The organism is Euryhalocaulis sp. (assembly GCF_013911995.1).
In the GTDB taxonomy this organism is placed as follows: domain Bacteria; phylum Pseudomonadota; class Alphaproteobacteria; order Caulobacterales; family Maricaulaceae; genus Euryhalocaulis; species Euryhalocaulis caribicus.
In genome coordinates this window covers 1-18216 of the sequence record NZ_JACESD010000056.1, presented here as the reverse complement: position 1 = coordinate 18216, position 18216 = coordinate 1, and the positions used below count along the sequence as shown (strand labels likewise).

General features: G+C 66.1%; 25 protein-coding genes. 7 read left to right on the top strand and 18 right to left on the bottom strand.

Annotated features, from left to right (window positions below; genetic code table 11):
- Together H2040_RS12640 and H2040_RS12635 are read right to left on the bottom strand one after the other, a co-directional pair.
- The coding region (locus tag H2040_RS12640; protein WP_287157849.1) for a DnaJ domain-containing protein at positions 1–393 on the bottom strand (393 nt) is incomplete at its 3' end.
- Positions 394–474: 81 nt separating this feature from the next.
- A complete protein-coding gene (locus H2040_RS12635) occupies positions 475–1497 on the bottom strand; it encodes a phage/gene transfer agent baseplate hub protein (RefSeq protein WP_287157848.1) in 1023 nt (340 codons plus the stop codon).
- A 57-nt stretch (positions 1498–1554) separates the two neighbouring features.
- Between H2040_RS12635 and H2040_RS12630 the strand changes: the two genes are divergently transcribed.
- Positions 1555–2493, top strand: a complete 939-nt coding sequence (locus H2040_RS12630) for an AEC family transporter (protein WP_287157847.1) — start codon at positions 1555–1557, stop codon at positions 2491–2493.
- Here H2040_RS12630 and H2040_RS12625 read toward each other — a convergent pair.
- The 7 genes from H2040_RS12625 to H2040_RS12595 form a co-directional block, all read right to left on the bottom strand.
- A complete protein-coding gene (locus H2040_RS12625) occupies positions 2449–3057 on the bottom strand; it encodes an SRPBCC domain-containing protein (protein WP_287157845.1) in 609 nt (202 codons plus the stop codon). The genes H2040_RS12630 and H2040_RS12625 overlap by 45 nt on opposite strands.
- A 66-nt stretch (positions 3058–3123) precedes the next feature.
- The gene (locus tag H2040_RS12620) at positions 3124–3375 is read right to left on the bottom strand and encodes a DUF2460 domain-containing protein (protein ID WP_287157851.1); all 252 of its coding nucleotides are present in this window, start codon (positions 3373–3375) and stop codon (positions 3124–3126) included.
- Positions 3321–4067 (bottom strand): phage major capsid protein, encoded by a 747-nt coding sequence (locus tag H2040_RS12615; protein WP_287157844.1) that lies wholly within the window; start codon positions 4065–4067, stop codon positions 3321–3323. Before H2040_RS12615 ends, H2040_RS12620 begins: the two co-directional genes overlap by 55 nt.
- Before the next feature lie 39 nt (positions 4068–4106).
- Positions 4107–4532 carry an HK97 family phage prohead protease gene (locus tag H2040_RS12610; RefSeq protein WP_287157843.1) on the bottom strand — a complete coding sequence of 142 codons (426 nt, stop codon included), beginning with the start codon at positions 4530–4532 and terminating at the stop codon, positions 4107–4109.
- A gap of 86 nt (positions 4533–4618) precedes the next feature.
- The gene (locus tag H2040_RS12605; protein ID WP_287157842.1) at positions 4619–5296 is read right to left on the bottom strand and encodes a hypothetical protein; all 678 of its coding nucleotides are present in this window, start codon (positions 5294–5296) and stop codon (positions 4619–4621) included.
- A gap of 194 nt (positions 5297–5490) precedes the next feature.
- Entirely contained in the window at positions 5491–5631 is a 141-nt protein-coding gene (locus H2040_RS12600; protein ID WP_287157841.1) for a hypothetical protein, read from the bottom strand.
- Positions 5628–6791: a phage portal protein gene (locus H2040_RS12595; RefSeq protein WP_287157839.1), complete on the bottom strand. Its 1164-nt coding sequence runs from the start codon at positions 6789–6791 to the stop codon at positions 5628–5630. The genes H2040_RS12600 and H2040_RS12595 overlap by 4 nt, the downstream gene beginning before the upstream one ends.
- 138 nt (positions 6792–6929) lie before the next feature.
- On the opposite strand from H2040_RS12595, the gene H2040_RS12590 reads away from it, so the two are divergent.
- Positions 6930–7304 carry a hypothetical protein gene (locus H2040_RS12590; RefSeq protein ID WP_022698673.1) on the top strand — a complete coding sequence of 125 codons (375 nt, stop codon included), beginning with the start codon at positions 6930–6932 and terminating at the stop codon, positions 7302–7304.
- Positions 7305–7471: 167 nt separating this feature from the next.
- Here H2040_RS12590 and H2040_RS12585 read toward each other — a convergent pair whose 3' ends face one another.
- From H2040_RS12585 to H2040_RS12560, 6 genes are all read right to left on the bottom strand, one after another.
- Positions 7472–8641 carry a serine hydrolase domain-containing protein gene (locus tag H2040_RS12585; RefSeq protein ID WP_287157838.1) on the bottom strand — a complete coding sequence of 390 codons (1170 nt, stop codon included), beginning with the start codon at positions 8639–8641 and terminating at the stop codon, positions 7472–7474.
- A 154-nt stretch (positions 8642–8795) separates the two neighbouring features.
- The gene (locus tag H2040_RS12580) at positions 8796–9005 is read right to left on the bottom strand and encodes a hypothetical protein (protein ID WP_287157837.1); all 210 of its coding nucleotides are present in this window, start codon (positions 9003–9005) and stop codon (positions 8796–8798) included.
- Entirely contained in the window at positions 9006–9275 is a 270-nt protein-coding gene (locus H2040_RS12575; protein WP_287157836.1) for a hypothetical protein, read from the bottom strand. It lies immediately after the preceding gene.
- Between the two features lie 119 nt (positions 9276–9394).
- Positions 9395–9880, bottom strand: a complete 486-nt coding sequence (locus tag H2040_RS12570; protein WP_287157834.1) for a nuclear transport factor 2 family protein — start codon at positions 9878–9880, stop codon at positions 9395–9397.
- Between the two features lie 76 nt (positions 9881–9956).
- Entirely contained in the window at positions 9957–11228 is a 1272-nt protein-coding gene (locus H2040_RS12565; protein ID WP_287157832.1) for a DNA-packaging protein, read from the bottom strand.
- Positions 11176–11475: a hypothetical protein gene (locus H2040_RS12560; RefSeq protein ID WP_287157830.1), complete on the bottom strand. Its 300-nt coding sequence runs from the start codon at positions 11473–11475 to the stop codon at positions 11176–11178. The genes H2040_RS12565 and H2040_RS12560 overlap by 53 nt, the downstream gene beginning before the upstream one ends.
- A gap of 444 nt (positions 11476–11919) precedes the next feature.
- On the opposite strand from H2040_RS12560, the gene H2040_RS12555 reads away from it, so the two are divergent.
- On the top strand, positions 11920–13005 hold the full coding sequence (locus tag H2040_RS12555; RefSeq protein WP_287157828.1) for a DUF2336 domain-containing protein: 1086 nt from the start codon (positions 11920–11922) through the stop codon (positions 13003–13005).
- Here H2040_RS12555 and H2040_RS12550 read toward each other — a convergent pair.
- The 3 genes from H2040_RS12550 to H2040_RS12540 all read right to left on the bottom strand — a co-directional run bounded on the left by H2040_RS12550 (position 13002) and on the right by H2040_RS12540 (position 16121).
- Positions 13002–13838: an acylphosphatase gene (locus H2040_RS12550; protein ID WP_287157826.1), complete on the bottom strand. Its 837-nt coding sequence runs from the start codon at positions 13836–13838 to the stop codon at positions 13002–13004. The genes H2040_RS12555 and H2040_RS12550 overlap by 4 nt on opposite strands.
- Complete coding sequence (locus tag H2040_RS12545) at positions 13835–14440, bottom strand: hypothetical protein (RefSeq protein ID WP_287157824.1); 606 nt, start codon at positions 14438–14440, stop codon at positions 13835–13837. The genes H2040_RS12550 and H2040_RS12545 overlap by 4 nt, the downstream gene beginning before the upstream one ends.
- A gap of 79 nt (positions 14441–14519) precedes the next feature.
- Complete coding sequence (locus tag H2040_RS12540; protein WP_022698663.1) at positions 14520–16121, bottom strand: peptide chain release factor 3; 1602 nt, start codon at positions 16119–16121, stop codon at positions 14520–14522.
- A 290-nt stretch (positions 16122–16411) separates the two neighbouring features.
- Between H2040_RS12540 and H2040_RS12535 the strand changes: the two genes are divergently transcribed.
- The 4 genes from H2040_RS12535 to H2040_RS12520 form a co-directional block, all read left to right on the top strand.
- On the top strand, positions 16412–16807 hold the full coding sequence (locus H2040_RS12535) for a Ros/MucR family transcriptional regulator (RefSeq protein WP_022698662.1): 396 nt from the start codon (positions 16412–16414) through the stop codon (positions 16805–16807).
- Between the two features lie 216 nt (positions 16808–17023).
- Complete coding sequence (locus H2040_RS12530) at positions 17024–17482, top strand: PAS domain-containing protein (protein WP_287157822.1); 459 nt, start codon at positions 17024–17026, stop codon at positions 17480–17482.
- A 140-nt stretch (positions 17483–17622) separates the two neighbouring features.
- The gene (locus H2040_RS12525) at positions 17623–17955 is read left to right on the top strand and encodes a helix-turn-helix domain-containing protein (protein WP_287157821.1); all 333 of its coding nucleotides are present in this window, start codon (positions 17623–17625) and stop codon (positions 17953–17955) included.
- Positions 17952–18216, top strand: a 265-nt coding sequence (locus H2040_RS12520) for a hypothetical protein (RefSeq protein WP_287157819.1), incomplete at its 3' end; no start/stop codon positions are given. The genes H2040_RS12525 and H2040_RS12520, both read left to right, overlap by 4 nt.

Genomic DNA, 18216 nt, shown 5'->3' with positions numbered 1-18216 from the left:
GCCCCGGCCCGGCCCGCCGCCACCGCCGCCGCGGCCAAACAAGTCGGCGAAAATATCGCCGATATCCTCGAATCCGCCGCCGCCCGGCCCGGCGCCTTGGGAACTATAGCTGTACCCCTGCTGCCGGCCGCCCGGACGCGGGCCGCCGCCTGCAAACGGGCCGCGTTCATTGCCCTCGGCGTCGATTTCGCCGCGGTCAAAGCGCGCCCGCTTGTCGGGATCGCTCAGAATATTGAAAGCCGTGGTCGCGGCCTTGAACTTGTCCTCGGCCGCCTTGTCGCCCGGCCGCACGTCAGGGTGCAGCTCTTTGGCGAGCTTGCGGTACGCTTTCCGTATCTCGTCTTTACTGGCGTTTTTGGAAACGCCCAGAAGTTTGTACGGATCGTCCGCCACAGATGTCCTCTCGCCTGATCTCTCAGAAATAACGCCCGGAACGGCGCGCGCCGCAAGCGCCAAGAGATAAGCGCAAGGACGCTAGAGATAAAGAACCCGCGCCGCCGGCGCGCCGGCGCCCCACTGGCCGGAAAGCTGGGAAACGCGGATTTCCAGCGCGCTCGCCGCGCCGCCAAACAGCGCGATTTCCTGCGCATTCGCCAATAACGCCCGTGGCGCGGATGCGTTCAGCGTCAATGCTGTCTCCCCGTCCTTGATGATCTCGACCGCATAAGCCTCCATTGTCTCGCCCAGCGGAACGTCCGGCGCGGCCCAGTCATCGCCGCCGATGCGGGTGCGCCGGGTCCAGGAAATCTCAATCCCCTCCGCCGTCCGCACGCCCCTCAAATGCGCGGGCGACAAGGGACGCAGCGCATATCCGGTCCAGTGCGCGCCTGTCAGCGTCGCGCCCTCGTCATACGGGCTCAGCGCGGGCGCCCCGGCCGCCAGGCTGAGCGGGGCCTGGCGCGAAAGGCCGGAAACGTCCAGCCGCTCCAGCGCCGGGTCCAGAACCACGACCCGCGCCCCTGTCGCCTCAACAACCGTCCCGCTCGCCTTGAAAGCCGCATCGTCCAGATCCGCGCCGCAACGCGCATCCCCCACATCCGCATCGCACCGCCGCGAATAGACCCGCCCCGTCGTCTGGGTCAGGCGGTGCGAGGGCGCGCGCAGTTCCGCCTCGAAGGCCAGCGCCCCGCGCCGCGTCTCCCCGATCTCGCCGCGCCAGGCCGCATAGCGATGCTCCGGCTCCGTCCAGTCCACGCGGAAAACCGTCACCGCCGCCTCGTCCCACAGCCCGGCGGCGATATCGGCCTGGGTGATTGCATCATCGTTCAGCGCGCCCAGCACGCTCCCTGCATCCACGCTCAGGCCCAGCTCCCGCCGGATATCGCCTGGCTCGAACCCGCCCTGCGCCCGGTAATCGGCGCCGTCAAAGCTGAGGTCCCGGTCATGGCTGGTAAACCCGAACACCGCCCCGTCGCGGCGCTCCACCCGCCAGCACCAGCACAGAGTCGTCACCCCGTCCTCCAGCTTCGCCTGAAGGGCGTCCGGTATCTGTCTCATCTAATTTTCCTCTTGATGCTTCCGGCGGCGGCCCCGCCGCGCTATGCGGGTCGCGCAATGCTTCCCGCGCTCGCTCAGGCCCTTCCGGTTTTCGCCATCATCGCGCTCGGCTTTTTCGCCGGGCGCGCGAACCTGATCGCCGGCGACCAGGCGCAGGCGCTCAACCGGTTCGTCTTCCTGTTCGCCATGCCCGCCGCGCTGTTCATCTTCGCGGCCACGAACCCGCCGCCCGGCCTCGCCGACCTGCCCTTCACCGGCGTCTATCTCGGCGTCGCAGTGGGGATCTTCTTCGTCAGCCTGATCATGGCGCGCACCCTGTTTAGCCTCTCGCTGAGAGAGGCCGGGGCGCACGCCTTCGGCTCCACGCTTGGCAATGCGGTGTTCCTCGGCCTGCCCATCGTCCTGACGATAGAGGGATGGGGCGCGCCCTATCTGCTGTTGATGCTGTGCGAGGGGATCGTGATCATCGCCCTCGGCGCGGCCTTCATCACCGCCCCGGAAGACGGCCAGACCGGCGTTTCCCTGAAAGCGGGCGCGGACGCCCTGCGCCGGGTCGCCCGCAATCCCATCGTGCTGGCGATGATCCTCGGCTTTCTGGTCGCCATGCTGCGCCTGCCGGTCCCGGAACCGGCGGAAAATTTCTTCCGCCTGCTGGGCCGCGCCGCCGGTCCCGCCGCGCTGTTCGCGCTGGGCGTCAGCCTCGCCGTCGCTCCGCGCGGCCCGGTGGCCGAGCGTGCAGGGCGGCTTACCGCCATCACATTAATGAAGCTGATCGCCATGCCCGGCCTCACCTGGCTCGGCATGATCCTGATCGGCGCAACGCCTGAACAGACCGGCGCGGCGGTGCTGTTCACCTCAATGCCGACCGCTGTCGCCGTCTTCGTCCAGACCGCGCATGAGCGCGTCTATCAGAACACCATCGCCGCCGCGATCACGGTGACGACGCTACTCTCACTGCTCAGCGTCACCCTCGTCCTCGCCCTCTTCAACGCCTGACTCCTCAAACGCCGAACACGGCTCATCCGGGCGTTCATGACACTCCGCCTCGACATAGGTCTTCAGACGGTCGCCGATGAAGTGGTCCCACACCCCGGCGGCGGCCTGCGCGCCCTGCTCGTTGATCTGGCCGCTGATATTCACCAGCACGTCGAACTGCGTCCCCGCCTCGGTCGGCGACAGCTTGTAGCTGACCACGAAATTCATCGCGTTGCCATTGAAACCCAGCGGCCCGTCAAAGCGCAGCGCCTCGCCCGGCTTCACATAGATCACGGTCGCGTGCAGCACTTCCGCGCCATCGCCGAAGCGTTCGATGAAATGCCCGCCGGCTTTCGGCTCCAGGTAAAACTCGTCCGGATCCATCCCGAACCCGCGCGAGAAGCTGTGATCCCACCAGCCGGAGACATCGCCCGTCGCCGCGTCGAACACGGTCTGCGGATCGGCCGCAATCTCGTAACTCTGGCTGATCGAATAGCCCTGCGTGGTGAATTGTTCGGTCTTGGCCTGTGCCGCCATCGGCGCAGCGAGTCCCGCCGCCAGCAAAGCCCCGGTCAGAATGCGCATCGCGTCTCTCCCCCATTGATTTGAGGCGCGATCATCGCCGCTTCCCGGCGCTCCGTAAAATGACAATCACGAAAGAATTTCGATCACCGGCAGGCTGACCGGCGCCCCGGCGCGGAACGCCTCGATCGCCACCTCAAACCGATCCGTGTCGAACCGCACCGGCGTATCGAACGCGAACCCCGCCGTTACCGCCGCGCCATTCTCCGGCGCCTGTAACAACGTCACGACCCCGGCCGCCGCATCCACGCTGAACGTCGCGGCATTCAGCTCCACGCCGTCCACCGACACGCGAACAGAATCCTCAACCGGCTTGGCGATTTCGCGCGTCCAGCTCTCTCCGCCGCTCTCATAGACCTCGCCGGCCAGCCAGTCGTCCAGATCCACCAGCCATCGTCCAGCAGGCTCTGGGTCGCCGCCGGCATGGCGTAGAGTTCGGCCGCCGGGAATTCCAGCAGGTCCATGGTCGGGGAGTCCGTCTCCGGCCGCGCCGCCGTCTCGCCCGCCCAGCCGGACGCCGCCCCGCCCAGGCTCACCGGCTTCTTGTAGGTTCCGGCGGAGATGCGCCGCACGCTGGCGATGGCGCGGATGGGCGAGGCCTCGGCCAGCCGCGCCTCGATGGTCCGCTCCGTCTCCTCGGGCACCACATAGCCGCCATCGGCGTCCGACCCGGCCGACAGCGATTTCACCTGCATCAGGCGCGCCGCGTCGCCCTGTCGGGCATAGGCGTCGAAGGCGGCCTTGGCCTCGCTCGGCCCGGCCGGTCTCGCCTCGCCCAGATCGGGGCGCGCGGCGTCCAGCGCCATGCGGTCCAGCGCCGCCTTCTGGCGGGTCAGCGCATCGTCGATCCGCCCGACCTTGTCCTCCAGCAGCGTGTCGGCGGCGGCCTTCTTCTCCAGCTCGGCCAGCCGTTCGTCATTGGCCGCCTTGAACGCCTCAAAGGCGCTCAGGAAATCATGGTGCGCCGCCTTGGTCTCCGGCGAGGCGGCAATCGTCTTGGCGTCCTGTTTCAATGGTCTCTCCTTGTTTCCAGGCACAAAAAAAGCGGCGCTTTAGGCCGCCATTACGTCTTCGGTTTCGATCAGTCGGAGCCGCGCTCCGGGCAGCATCGGGAAGGTCACGATGGAGACCTCCCACAGATCCAGCTCCAGCAGCTCCCGCCCCCGCGGCCCGCGCCGCATCCGGGTCGGCCGGTAGCCGATGGACAGCCCGTCCAGCGCCCCGGCCCGCACCAGCGCGCCCGCCGTCTCTCCCCGCGGTCCGGCGGCCAGCAGCTCGCCCTCCACGTACAGGCCGCGGGAATCTTCCCGGATCGCGCGCCACACGCCCACCGGCTCGCTGGCCTCGTGCTGGAACAGCATCCGCACCCCGCCCGTCCCGCGCCGCAGAAGCGCGGCCGCAAACGCGCCCGGGCGCACCACGTCGCCCGCAAGGTCCGCCGCCCCGAACAGGGAGGCGTAACCGGCAATCTTCGTCATCGGCGATTTTCCTTCGCGCAAAAGAAAACCGGCCGCGCATTCCGCGCCGCCGGTTTCCGATAAGCTATTCAGTTGTCAGGCAAAGCCTATTGCGCGTCGAGCGCGGCCTGTACCGCGGCGATCTCCACGCTGCCCTTGGCGTTCGCCACCATCTCCGCGTCCTCGGAGGCGCAAAGCTGGGTCAGCTGGGCGCTGGTCTGGGTGACGCCCTGTTTCAGGTTTTCCGGCATCGGGCCTTCGTAATTGGCCTGACGGGCCGTCACCAGCGCATCGAAACTGGCGTCGCTATCGACGTCCAGCAGCTTGGCGCGGCAGGAATCCTCAACCGCGGCGATGCCCAGAACCAGCACGTCGACCGGAACGGAGAGCTGCCCGCCCACCGCTTCGTACATCTGCTGATACTCGCCCTGGCCGCATTCCGCCGCCTCGGCGCCGGAAACCGCCTGTTGCACATCGCCGCTCAGATCGATCTCGGCTTCGGCCAGACGCGTCTCGACCTCATCCATCTGGCTGTTCAGGATGGCCTGTTCGCCCGCCGGAAACGCGCCGCATTTCTGCGAATAGGCGTCCACGGCTTTCATCACCATGTAGCCCTGCACGATTTGCGCAGCCTGCTGTTGCTCGGGGGACATTTGCTGTTGCGCAGCGCCCTGCTCGGCCGGGGCCGGCGTCAGCTGGGACTGGGCCGCGCCATCGTCCTGCGCCAGAGCCGGCGCGGCGGACACGGCCAGCGCCGCGGCGCTGGCGAAAATTACGTTCTTCATTCGAGTCAAACCTTCAATTTGTTTCTCTCGCGCGGCGGAACCTATTGGTCCGCACGCGTCTCGGCCAGCCCCGTATCATTACTGTTTGGCGACAATCGGGCTTCAATCCGCGCCAGCGCCGCGCCGGACAGCTCCACCTTCGCCTCGATCCGGGCCAGCCGCTCGCCCAGCGGCTGCGTCAGGTCGGCCCGCCGCTACAGCTGGCTCAGGCGTTCGCCCGCCGACCCGGCCCAGACCAGCGCCGCGCCCGCCTGCACCGTCATCGCCATGATTACGCCCAGCGTCACCTGCCGCTCCAGCCGCCAGCGTTCGCGCGCCGGCAACACCTTGCTCATTGCCCGTCTCCTTCCAGCCCCAGCGCCGCGCGCTTCTCCGCATCGCTCAGGAAGTCCGCCTCCGCCACGCGCTTCCATTCCGCCGCCCGGTCGGCTTCCACGCCCGGCGTCTTCGTCTCGTCCGCGATGATCTCCACGCCTTCGCCAAACCACGGCCGCGCCCACAGCGTCAGCGCCCGCGCCGTCTTGCGCGCCAGCGGAACCATCGCCTGCCGCCAGAAGGCCAGGTTCGCCTCGCGATAGTTCGCGTAGGTATTGTCCCCCGGAATGCCCAGCAGCATGGGCGGCACGCCGAAGGCCAGCGCGATCTCCCGCGCCGCCTCCCGCCGCGCCTCCAGGAACTCCATCTCGGCGGGCGAGAGCGACAGCGGCTTCCAGTCCAGTCCGCCATCCAGCACCAGCGGCCGTCCCGCATTCGCCGCCCCCTGGTGCGTTTCGGAAAGCTCCGCGCGCAGCCGCTCATACTGGTCCCCGGTCAGCCGCCCGTCCCCGCCCGAATAGACCAGAGCGCCGCTTGGCCGCGCCGCATTGTCCAGCAGCGCCTTGGTCCAGCCCGCCCCGACATTGTGTATGTCCACCGCCTTTGCGGCCGCCTCCAGCGGCGACAGCCCGTAGTGATCGTCCGCCGGGTGAAACAGTTTCAGGTGCAGGATGGGCGAGCGCCCGCTGGCCGCATTCCGCGTGAACCGCACGGTCCGACCCCCGGCGCTGTAATCCCAGCCCTCGGGCCAGCCGCGCGTTCCGGCGCGGACCCGCATCCGGTCGGGGCGCAGCGCGTACAGCTCCCGCGGCGCGCCATCCAGCGCCGCCGCCTCCAGATAGGCGTTCCCCGCGGTCAGCAAGTGCCCGTACAGCGTCTCGAACAATTCCGGCGCGCTCTCGCCCGGGTTCGGCGCGGCCAGCAGCGCCGCCGCCGGATCCTCCGCCGCCGCGCGCATCCCGTCCCGGCGAACCACGAAGGGCAGGCCCGCCGCCCCTTCCGCGATCATCCGCACACAGCGATGAACCACCGGGTTCGCGGCCACGCCCTCGCGCGCCATCCTGCCGTAATCGCGCGGCGTCCACACTGGCGCGCCCGGCGCCGATAGCGCCACCAGACCGCCCGCGCCCTGTTTCGCCGCCGGCGCGCGCTGAAACGCGCGCTGCATCAGACCCAGCATCGCTTACTCCTGTTATTTATTTGTTTTTACTGGCCTATTTGACGCCCCGATGACAGCGGCGTTCGGACCCTCTTAACCATTGCCGGGCGAGGCTGTGGACAAGTCAAAGAGAAGCGCGCCCGGCAAACGAGGATCGCCATGCATGAGATCGTCATAGACCAGAGCAAGGGTCTTGCCCGCGCCAGCCTTAGCGGCGTCATGACGATGGATGACAGGATGGCCGTGATGGAGGCCCTCTCGAAGCCCGAAACCCGCGCCGCCTGCCCCTATACGATTATCGACCTGTCCGGCGTCGACACCGACTCCGACACCTGGGAGGAGATAGAGTTCGCACGCTCCATCTCCCGTTTCACCGCCGCGTTCGAAGGCCGCCACACGGCGGTCATTGTCAATCCGGCTTTCCTGGTGTCCTCGATGGTGTGCTGGAACCTGCAAAATCTCGGCATCCGCATCACCGATTTCTACACCGAAGCCGAAGCCCGCGCCTGGCTGAACGAGGCGGAAGCCGCCTGACCTCCAATCCCGCGAGCCTGCCGAATATAGCGCCGCGCCCGTCCCGGTCTGATTTTTCCCGAAAATAAAATCTCAAACGATTGAAAACATTGCGCCCTGACCGCCGCCTCTCATGGAAAATCAATCGAATTTCCTCATAACGGGCAGCGTTTTCAGACTTGGCGAACTTACTCCTCCGCCTCCAGCGCGCTGTATTTCCACGGCCAGGGGAAATCCGTCCCGCCCAGCACATATTCGATAAGCTGCGGATAGACCCGGTCGCCCTTGGCCGTGTTCATCAGCAGGGCAACGCAGCGCTGCCCGTCATCCACGCAGGTCAGCATGTTGTCGGTCTTCTCGTTATGGCCGCCCTTTATGAAGCCGCGGCCGTCCGGCGCGTCCCAGACCTCCACGCCCAGCCCGCCGGAAAGATTCACCTCCGCGTTCGCCGGATTATCCGCCGGGTCCAGCGGCGGAAACTGGTGCGCCGAGGCAATCGCGATCTGCGGCGACAGCATCTCGTCCCTCGACGCCGCCGACACCACCTCGCCCCGCTGGAACGCGGCCACGAACGCCGCGAAGTCGCGGATCGTCGTGTCCATGGAGCCCGAAGCCCGCGTATTGTCCTGCATGTTGTGCCCGGCGTCCTCGCCATCGACCGTATAGCCGCTGGCGAAATTGGGCCGGAAATCCTCGCGCCAGACCATGCTGGTGCGGCTCATGCCCAGCGGATCGAAAATCCGGTCCCGCATATCCTCGCCCGGATCGCGCCCGATCACCTCGGCCACCGCCCGCTGTGCCAGAATAAATCCCTCGCCCGAATAAGCGTAGCGCGTCCCGGGATCGAGGTAGAATTTCAACTTCGCGTCCGGATCGAACCCGCCTTCCGGCGGAAAGAAGCGGAAATTCGCCCAGCCTGTTTGATGGCTCAGCAACAGCCGAAGCGTCAGCTCCCCCCACCGCTCGTCGCCCTCCAGATCGGCCCATTCCTCATATTCGGGCAGCGGCCTGTCGAAATACTCGCCAATCGGCCAGTCCAGATCGACCAGCCCGTCTTCGGCCAGTTGCATCACATAAGCCGCGAACACGAACTTGGTCAGCGACGCGCCATACATCACCGTGTCCGGATCCAGCGCCGCGCGCGGCTCCAGCTTGCGGTCGCCATAGGCCGCCAGGTGCGTGACTTCGCCGTTCTCGATCACGGCCAGCGCCATGCCCGGCACGCCCTCGCGCACGCGCAATTCCTCCGCGTAGGCGTCAATCTCCGCCGGCCCGGGCTGCGCTTGCGACGCCGCGCCCGCCCCCGCCGTCAGGCCAAGCGTCCCGGCAAGAGCCGCCGCCAATATCCAGTTATTCATTGTTATTTATCCGTCCTGTCGTTCCGGCAGCCCCGGACAGGACATTCACCCGCGCAACGCATCGGCTCAACCGGGAATGCACCAGAGGTTTTCCCGCTTGCCGGTTTGCTTCCACAGGCTGCTTTCAATCACACGAAAAAGATGCTGCGCTTTTTCAATACCCCAGCGCATGGCGGTGCAAATGCTCGATCACGAATTCCAGCGTGTCGGCGCGCGTTTCATCATCCGGCATTTCTTCGGGATCGGGAATTTCAAAATGCGTCTGGTTGCGATCACTGCACAGGCAGTTGCCGTCCTGCCCGCTGCCCATCCGGATCAGGCCGCACCGGCGCTCCAGTTCGGCCCAATACGCCTCAGGCGACATTCAGGCTGACGCCAGAGCGGTGTCTTCAAATTCAGCAAAAACGCGGGTAGCGCCATAACCTGACGGGGCGGGATGCTCGTCAGCTATGGTCACGTCGAAAGTCTCGTCATCCCGGCGCTTGAAATAGCGCTTCAGAACGCGCGGAATACGCACCTTCAGCTCTTCCAGCGTGCCAGCCTGCACCATAAAACCGGGCAGTTCTTCGGCCGTGGCCAGAAGCCATCCGGAATTCTTGTGTTCAAAAATGTCGAGGGGAATGCGTTTGGTCATTATTCGCATGCCTCCCTTCCAAAACCTGACATTGCCTCAAGAAGCATCCATTTACGGCGTTAATATGGGGTTTGCGCCGTTTTTTGGCAAACCCTGACCGTTTGGAAGGTTCCCCGCCGCTAACAGCGATCCAGCTTGACCAGCATCTCGGCGCACGGCGTCAGGGCGCGTGAAATCAGCCGCCATTCCCCGTCCGCGTACTCATAGACTGACATATGCTTCAACGGCCCCCAGCGCCCGACCGGCTTCATCGTGCCATCAATGTCCAGCCGCCCGGTAACCACCGCCACTTCGCTATGGCGCGCCACCTCCTGCCCCGACACGGTGATCGAGGCAGCGTCCCATGCAGCAATCCCGGCCGCCGCCCGGGCCTTGCCTTCCACCATTCCGCCCGGCGCCAGTACCGTGAAATCTTCAACCGCGACTTCGTTGAACAGCGTAGCGTCTTTCTGCACGATCATGGACTGGAACAACGCCTCGTTCAGCGCCAACAGGTCCGCCTCGCTAGCGTCCTGATTGCCGGAACCCTGCGCCCCGGCGCCCGTCGCCACCGTAAACGCCGCCGCACCAATCAATCCTGCGCGTGAAAGCGTGAATTCAGCCATGATTTCTCTCCCCGCTCTTTGGGCCGAGAATAGCGCCAAACCGCATCAGGTTCAGTGCTAAAATGAACATGCGCCATCAAAGCCACCTTATCCGCGGCTCCGGCGGGACGTTCAGCATCAGTTCGCTCAGCGCCCAGACCAGCGCGTCGGCGCGGTCGTCGGCGCAGGCCGCCTCCGTGCCCAGCGCCCGCAGCTCGGTCTCCAGCGCCTCGAACACGCCGCAATGGGTGACGCGTCCCTGCTCATAAAGCGCCGCCACCGGCTCGGCCCGCGCCGCCTTCCCGCGGCTGGCGCGGACGGTGGTCACGGGCAGGTTCGGCGCGGCGCTGCGCAAGACTTGCGTCACCAGATCGCCGCCCTGGTTCACCTCGGCCACCACGCGGTCCGCCTCCCACGTCTCGAACGCCGCCGCCACAGCTTGCGCCCATCCATCGGGGGACCGCCCCTGCACGCTGGCGTCAGCCAGCACGAAGGCGCGCCGCGCCAGTCCCTCGCCCGCCGCGCCCGCCACCACGATGCCGCAGCCATCGGCGCGCGGTCCGCCCGTCACCGGCGGGTCCACCGCCACCACGATGCGGTCCAGCCGCGCCGGCGCCTCCCCCCGCGCGGCTTCCAGCATGGCGTGGGTCCACAGCGCCCCGGCCCGGTCCTCCACCACCTCGCCGTCCAGCTCCTGCGCGCCCAGCGCCGTGCCGCCATAGGCTTCGCGCATCGCCGCGCGGAAGGCTTCAGGCAGGAAGTTCGCCTCGTCCGTCCGCCCGCGCGTCACCACCGTCTCGCCGGACGCCAGCAGGGCTTTCAGCGCCGGGATCGGCCGCGGCGTGGTGGTCAGAAGACAGCGCGGATCCTCGCCCACGCGCAGCCCCATGCGCACCATGTCCAGCACCGCCTGCGCCCGGGGCCAGGCGCAAAACTCGTCGCCCCACGCCAGATCGTGCTGCGGCCCTCTTATGGAGTCCGGGTCCTCGGCGGAGAACACGCTGGCCACCGCGCCGTTCGGCCATTCCAGCGCGTGGCGGGAGGCCACATAGCGCGGCCGCGCCTTTGCCGGGGCGATGGCGCGGAACCCGCTCGGCCCGTCTATCATCACCTCCCGCGCCAGCTCGAAAGTCGGCGCGATCAGGGCGATACGGCCCGCCCGCCCGGCCTCCACGGCCGCGCGCACCCACTCGGCTCCGGCCCGCGTCTTGCCCGCGCCGCGCCCGCCCAGGATCAGCCAGATGCGCCAGTCGCCCTGCGGCGGAACCTGATGCCCTGCCCGCCAGATTTCCCAGTCGCGGCGGACCGCGCCGCGTTCAGCCTCGCTGAGATCCAGCCTGCTGCCGTTCCCGGATTCGCTGTTCGACAAGACGGTCCACCTCGGCGTTGAATTCTTCCTTCAGCTTGCGCTCCCGCGCCGGGTCCGGCGCGTCCGGCGTCTCCGCCGGCTCGGGCAACAGGCCCTCCGCCGACTTCATCGCCCCGGTCAGCACGGTCAGGGTCTTGGCCCATTTCTCCGCCTCGGCGGCCGTGTCCGCCTCCAGCGCGGCTTCCACCGCATCCATGATTTTTGACGCGACGCGCTTGCGCCGCTGCCGGCTTGTCGAGATCGTCATGATCCTTGAACTCCCTCCTCACGCGGGTCTCGCCCGCACCGCGACAATCTTGCGCCCGCCGCGCAGCCGGTCTGGTCGCGGGCGGCTCTTTTCCGGCAAGCCATTGTTAACGCTGCGCTTTGGAGATTTCGCCGCGTGGAAAACGGCGGCAACGTCCCCGCTTTTTCAGGGGCCAGACTGTGATTGGACAGATTTGCGCGAAACTCGCAGGGCGTCTCGGCGTTGACATACACAGGCGCTGACCGGGTTCTGCGCGCGGCGTTTCTGGGCGGCTCGCCGCTTTTGCGCGACCGGTCGGCGCCGCTTCATTTTCAGTAAGATATCCGCGCTGGTTTTTCGCTTTTCGGGGCGAAAAACACTCACTTTTGCCCTTTCCGGCGACGCTTTCTTTACGACCCCTGGCTTACACCCCCGTACAGACGCCAATGCCCGGGGCCGCCAATCATGCCGTCAACGCTGCAATCCCTCACCGCGCTCGCCGCGGAAAAGTCCAGCGACAAGCGCCGCGTGCTGCTGCGTGAAGTCACCGACCTGTTCTTCGAAACCAGCGATCAGGACCGCAGCGCGCAGGAATCGGAGGATTTCGACGTCATCCTGTCCTCCGTTTCGCAGGAAATGGCCGAGGAAGTGCGGATCGAACTGGCCGAGCGTTTTGCCGATACGCCCGATGCGCCCTATCGCCTCGTCCGCCAACTGGCCTCGGATGAACAGATCTCCGTCGCCGGGAAAGTCCTGCGGAAATCCTTCGCCCTCAAGGACCACGACCTTGTCACCATCGCCCATTCCCGCGGTCAGGAACACCTGCTCGCCATCGCCGGGCGCGAGTATGTTCCCGAAGCGGTTTCGGACGCGGTGGTCCAGCGCGGCGATGACGAAACCCTCGCCCGCCTCGCCTCAAACGAAGGCGCCGCGATTTCCCGCAAGTCCATGGAAACACTGGTCGACCGGGCGCAGGACGCCACCATCCTGCATGGCCCCCTGGTGCAGCGCGCCAGCCTGCCGCCCGACCTCCTGAACGAGATGTACGCCTTCGTCGAGGACCGGCTGAAACAGAAAATTCTTGAGCGCAATGAGGCGCTTAGCGAATCAGAGCTGGAAGGCGCGCTGAAAAACCGCCGCGCCCGCCCGGACGACTCCCTGCCCGCCGATTACGAGGACGCGCGCAAATTCGTGCGCAACGCCAGGCTCCGCAAACAGGTCGACGCCAGCTTCCTGGCCCGCCAGCTCCGCGACGGCGAGGAAACGCGCTTCCTGATCGCATTCGCCGACACCGCGCAGATTGATTTCAACGCCGCGCGTTCGGTGTTCCGCAACCCGTCGCAGGAACCGCTGGCGCTGGTCTGCAAGGCCGCCGGGCTGGACCGGTCGTTGTTCGTGACGCTGGCGCTGCTGCGCGCCGGCGAAGGCGGGCCGGATCTGGGCCACGCCCAGTCGCTGGGCAAAGTCTATGACGAGACCCCGCGCGAGGCGGCGGAGCGCGTGATGCGGTTCTGGAAAGTGCGCAAAGCGGCGGAAACCGAAGCCGCCTAAAAGCCCAGCGCCCGCGCCAGCGCCGCCGCCTGCGGCGTTTCTTCCGCCGTTTCCCAGTCGATTTCCAGCGCCCGGGCGTCCGGCCCCTCCCCGCGCAGCCATTGACCGCGATAGACCTGCTGGTCGATTACCAGACGCTCCGCCGCGGGCATGGGCGCGGGCGCCGAAACGGCCTCCGCGCCGTCTGAAAGCTGGCCGTCAAACCCTTCATGGGCCAGCCTTGAATCGATGGGGGCGTAATAGAATCCGAAGATATTGCCGCTGACATAGGCGCAGCTCCAGCGCGCCGCGGCCCCGGCCTGAATGCCGGTCAGGCGTTCTTCGCGCGTGAAACCGTCCGGCGGAGCCGGGCAATCGCCCGGCGCGGCGGCGGTTTCTGTTTCCGGGACAAGGCCGTTCTCAAGCGAAAACGCCTCGCCAAACGCGATCAGCGGCGCGCGGGCGAAGCCGGGGATGGCGTAGCGGCTGCGGATCAGGATTTCACGCCCCCCGAACGCGGCCAGCCAGACCTCCTCGCGCAGGTCTCCGGCGTCGGTTTCGCCCAGATGCAGGACGCGCCCGTCAAAGGGTTGCGGGGTGCGGCGGTCCAGAAGCGTCGCCACCCGGTCCGCCGCCTCATCCGCCGGGGCTGCGGAATCCTGCAGCCAGATGCGCGCATCGGCGCCGGAGGGGTGGGAATAGGCGCAGAAATCGCCCGTATCCGACGCCGCATCGCGCGAAAACGCGCCCAGAGTCTCCGGGCAGACCAGAGATTCCGGGGCGGCGCGGGCGCCGATGCGGTCGCCCGTCGCGTCCTGTTGCAGAAAAAGAAGGGCCAGTAGAGCGGCGGTCACGTCGCTCCCGATAGCCTGTCGCGCTTGTCGAAGGCAAGCTGCGCACGGCGCGCTTCCTCCGCCGCCGTCTCGAACGCGGCGTCATGGCGGGGCGATTCACATTCGCACTCCACCCGCAAGGCGCCGCCCGCAGCATTGTCGAATTCGCGCGACAGCGCCGCGGCCTCGCCATAGGCCTCCGCCTTGCCGTCATGCGACAGACGAAGCGTCTGGAATTCCGTCCCGTAATAGGTGCACCAGGCGGCCGCGTCATCGCCGCTCCTGGCCCTTGAGAAGGTGAATTCGCCCAGCTTCGGCGCGCAGACCAGCCCTGACTGGTGATAATGCCAGCTGGCCCAGACGAACCATCCATCGGCCCCGAAGGCCAGCCGCGCCGGCAACAGCGGGGCGTTGTCCGGCGCCGCCGGGCCATCGCTTGCCGCGCGGGCGGTTCCATCCTGATCGCTATTGTTCGTATTGGGCACGTCCTCGCCCGCGATCAGCACGCGGATACGCTCCGCATAGATCCGGCCGCGTTCGGCCAGTTCGCCGAATTTATCGCCAACCTGTCCGCACCCGGAAAGAAGAAGCGCGCCCATGCACGCCGCAAACAAATGTTTCATGATCGCCCCCGATCGCAATCGACGGGGAATATAACGCGCAACCACGACAAAACGGTCTCCGCGCGGCAAATATTTTTAATCAGTTGCGTTCGCGCACCTTCAGGAAGCGCAAGTCCGGGAATTTCTCCTGAACATAGCCCGCTTCCCACTCGCTCTTGGCCAGGAAGACCGGCGCGGCGTCGATATCCTCGGCCATCTGCATCTTGCGCTGCTCGCCCAGCCGGTCGATTTCCTTCTCGTCCCCGGCCACCCAGCGGGCGGTCTCATAAGGAGAGGGCTCGAAAACCACATCCAGATTATATTCGCTGGAAAGGCGCTCCGCCATGACTTCCAGTTGCAGCTGACCGACCGCGCCGACGATAAAATCCGCGCCGATTATGGGGCGGAAAAGCTGCGTCACGCCTTCTTCGGAGAGACCTTCCAGCGCCTTTTTCAGGTGCTTTTGCTTCAGCGGATCGGTCACCCGCACCCGGCGCAGCATCTCCGGCGCAAAGTTCGGCAGACCGGAGAATTCGTATTTCCCGGACTGGGAGAGCGAGTCCCCGACCCGCAACAGGCCGTGGTTCGGCACGCCGATGACATCGCCGGCATAGGCGATGTCGGTGGTTTCCCGCGTATGGGCGAAGAAAGAGACCGGGGAATGCACCGGAACCGGCTTGCCGGTCGCGGTTTTCAGGCGCTGGCCGCGCTCGAACTTGCCCGAAGTCAGACGCAGGAAGGCGACGCGGTCGCGGTGGTTCGGATCCATGTTCGCCTGGATCTTGAACACAAAGCCGGAGACTTCGGAATCGCCCGGCTGGATCGTCGTCTCGCCCTCTTTCGTCTGGGCTTTCACCGGGGCGGGCTGCGGCGCGATATCGGCCAGGGCGTCCAGCAATTCCCGCACCCCGAACCCGCGCAGCGCGGACCCGAAATAGACCGGCGTCAGGTGCCCTTCGCGGTACGCCTGCAGATCGAATTGCGAATAGCCATCCTGCGCCAGCAGCGCGCCTTCCTCCATTTCCTCGTAAACCGCATCGTCCAGCGTCTCACGGATGGAATTGCCGCTGGCCGGAATACGGTCGGCGGGCGCCCCGGCGTCGCGGTCCTCATCCCGCGAATAGACCATGAATTCGTCGGTCGAGAGGTCTTTCAGGCCCGCAAACCGCCCGCCGGACCCGGCCGGCCATTGCATCGGCGCGGCGTCCAGCGCCAGCGTCTCCTGGATTTCCTCGATCAGCTCGAACGGATCGCGCGCTTCCCGGTCCATCTTGTTGATGAAGGTGGTGATCGGGATGTCGCGCAGGCGGCAGACCTCGAACAGCTTGAGCGTCTGCGGCTCCACGCCCTTGGCCGCGTCCAGCACCATCACTGCGCTGTCGGCGGCGGTCAGGGTGCGGTAGGTGTCTTCGGAGAAGTCCTCATGGCCCGGCGTATCCAGCAGGTTGAAGACCAGCGCCCGGTGATCGAACGTCATGACGGAGGCGGACACGGAAATGCCGCGTTCGCGCTCGATCTTCATCCAGTCGGAGGTTGCCCGGCGCTGTTCGCCCCGCGCCCGCACCGCCCCGGCCAGGCGGATGGCGCCGGCGGACAGCAGCAGGTTTTCCGTCAGCGTGGTCTTGCCGGCGTCCGGGTGGGAGATGATGGCGAAGGCGCGGCGGCGCGCGGCCTCTGCAGCGATTTCAGGCGCGTCAGTCATAGGGTGTAAGTAGAACCGTGATTGGAACCGCGACCGCATTACAGACCGGGCGGGCCTGCCGCAATGGCGAAGGGCGGTTCAATTTTTCTGCTTCAACACGCTTTGCGTGCTTTCGAATACAGCAATCAAACCTTAACTCACTTTCTAAAATACGCCGAAAGAACCTCCGCGGCGTCCTCACTGCAATTTTATTTGGTTTTTAGCTGTAAGTGCGACATTGAAATACTTGTCAGGGCCGGACCCCAAGACTACGTTCCCCCCGTCTTTCTAAAACGAACAGGTTCACAATAATGGACGATAATAACGCACTAATCGAGATGACGGCTGACGTGGTTTCCGCCTATGTCGGAAATAATGTCGTGCCCTCGACCGAGCTGCCGGAGCTGATCCGCGGCGTTCACGAAGCCCTCAGCCAGATCGAGGCCGGACATGTTGAGCCGGAACCGCTGGAGCCGGCCGTCCCGCTGAAGAAATCCGTCAGTCCGGACTATATCGTCTGCCTGGAAGACGGGAAAAAGTTCAAGTCGCTGAAGCGCCACCTGCGCACCAAGTACGACATGTCGCCCGAGGAATACCGCGAGAAGTGGGGCCTGGCGGCCGACTATCCGATGGTCGCGCCCAATTACGCCAAGCAACGCTCCGAACTGGCCAAGAAAATGGGCCTGGGCCGCAAGGCGAAAAAATAACAGCGGCGAAATCCGTTGATATTATTGCGAAAGGGCGGTCCGGCGGGCCGCCCTTTTTTTATTTCGATTCATTCATTGAATCAGAATGCGAATCGGACTCTTGCCAAGAGTCCCCAAATCACTGAATAGTGATTCGCAACTTAGCCGAAGCACTAATCGGGGGGTCGGCGAGGACTCATGTCCGCGCGTGGAAGTCTATTTCGTGCTCAGCTGGTATTGGACGAGCATCGCGCCCTGCATGACTGGTGGCGCGACAGCTTTGAAGATGATCAGCCGCCCAACAGGAAAGCACTCGACCCTGGCGAGATGCCGCGGTTGCTGCCGGGCCTGAGCGTATTCGAAATCAAGCAGGGCCAGTGGCGCATTCGACTTGCGGGAACGCGGTTCTATGAGGCGCTGGGCGAAGAAATCAGCGGCGCCGTCATAGACGATCTGCCGCTGGGCGAGACAGGCCGCAGCTGGCGCCGCGCGCTGGATCTTGCCCGCGAGACCCTGCGCCCGGTCTGCGGGGCGCAGCGCGTCTGCTGGCGCGGCGAGGAACGCCCCATCGCCCGCTTCTGGGTGCGTCTTCCCCTGACCTCCGATGACGGCCGCGACCATATGGTGCTGGGCCACGACGTTTTCCGCCCGTTTGAAGAATCCCTTCACACGCCCGCAATCGCGTGGGCTGGCTAGGCTTTTTCCACCGTATAATCTGATCCGAACCTCAAGCATTTCAGGGCTTTGGGTTTATCGCCGCATGGATAATAGGATTATTTTCCTCGCTTTTGGAATTCCGGCCTATTATGTGGGTCTGAATGGAGGAAAAGACTGGAATGACAAATCCGGCGGAAACGGTGAATGAGGATATGGCGCGGGCGAAGCTGGCGCTGGCGGCGGCGGCTTATGCGTTCGGGGCGCCGCTGGAGGCGGTGGCCGTTGAGCGGCGCGGCGGACGGCGGGACGTGACGCGCGTGCGGCAGGTGGCGATGTATCTGGCGCATGTCGGGTTCGGCATGAACCTGGCGCGCGTGGCGATGGCGTTCGGGCGCGACCGGTCCACGGCGGCCTATGCCTGCCACAGAATTGAGGACGCGCGGGACGATCCGGCGCTGGACGCGCAGCTGGACGCGCTGGAGGACTGCCTGCGCGCGGCCCCCGCGCCATGAGCGGCCGCAGAGCGGACCGCGCCTTGCGACGGCTTGCCGTGGGCGGGGCGGCGCTGATGCCGATGTCGGGCGGGGAAGACTGGGCCGTTTATCCGGCGGGCGACCGGCGGCGGCGTCCGGTGTGCCGCCTGAGCGCGGCGGAGGCCGGCGGCTTGATGGCCGATGGCGCAATCAGCGGCGACGCGGAGCGCCGCGTCATTACCGCCGAGGGCCGGGCGCGCCTGCTGCGTCTGAGCGCCGGCCGTGAAGCGCACCAGGCCC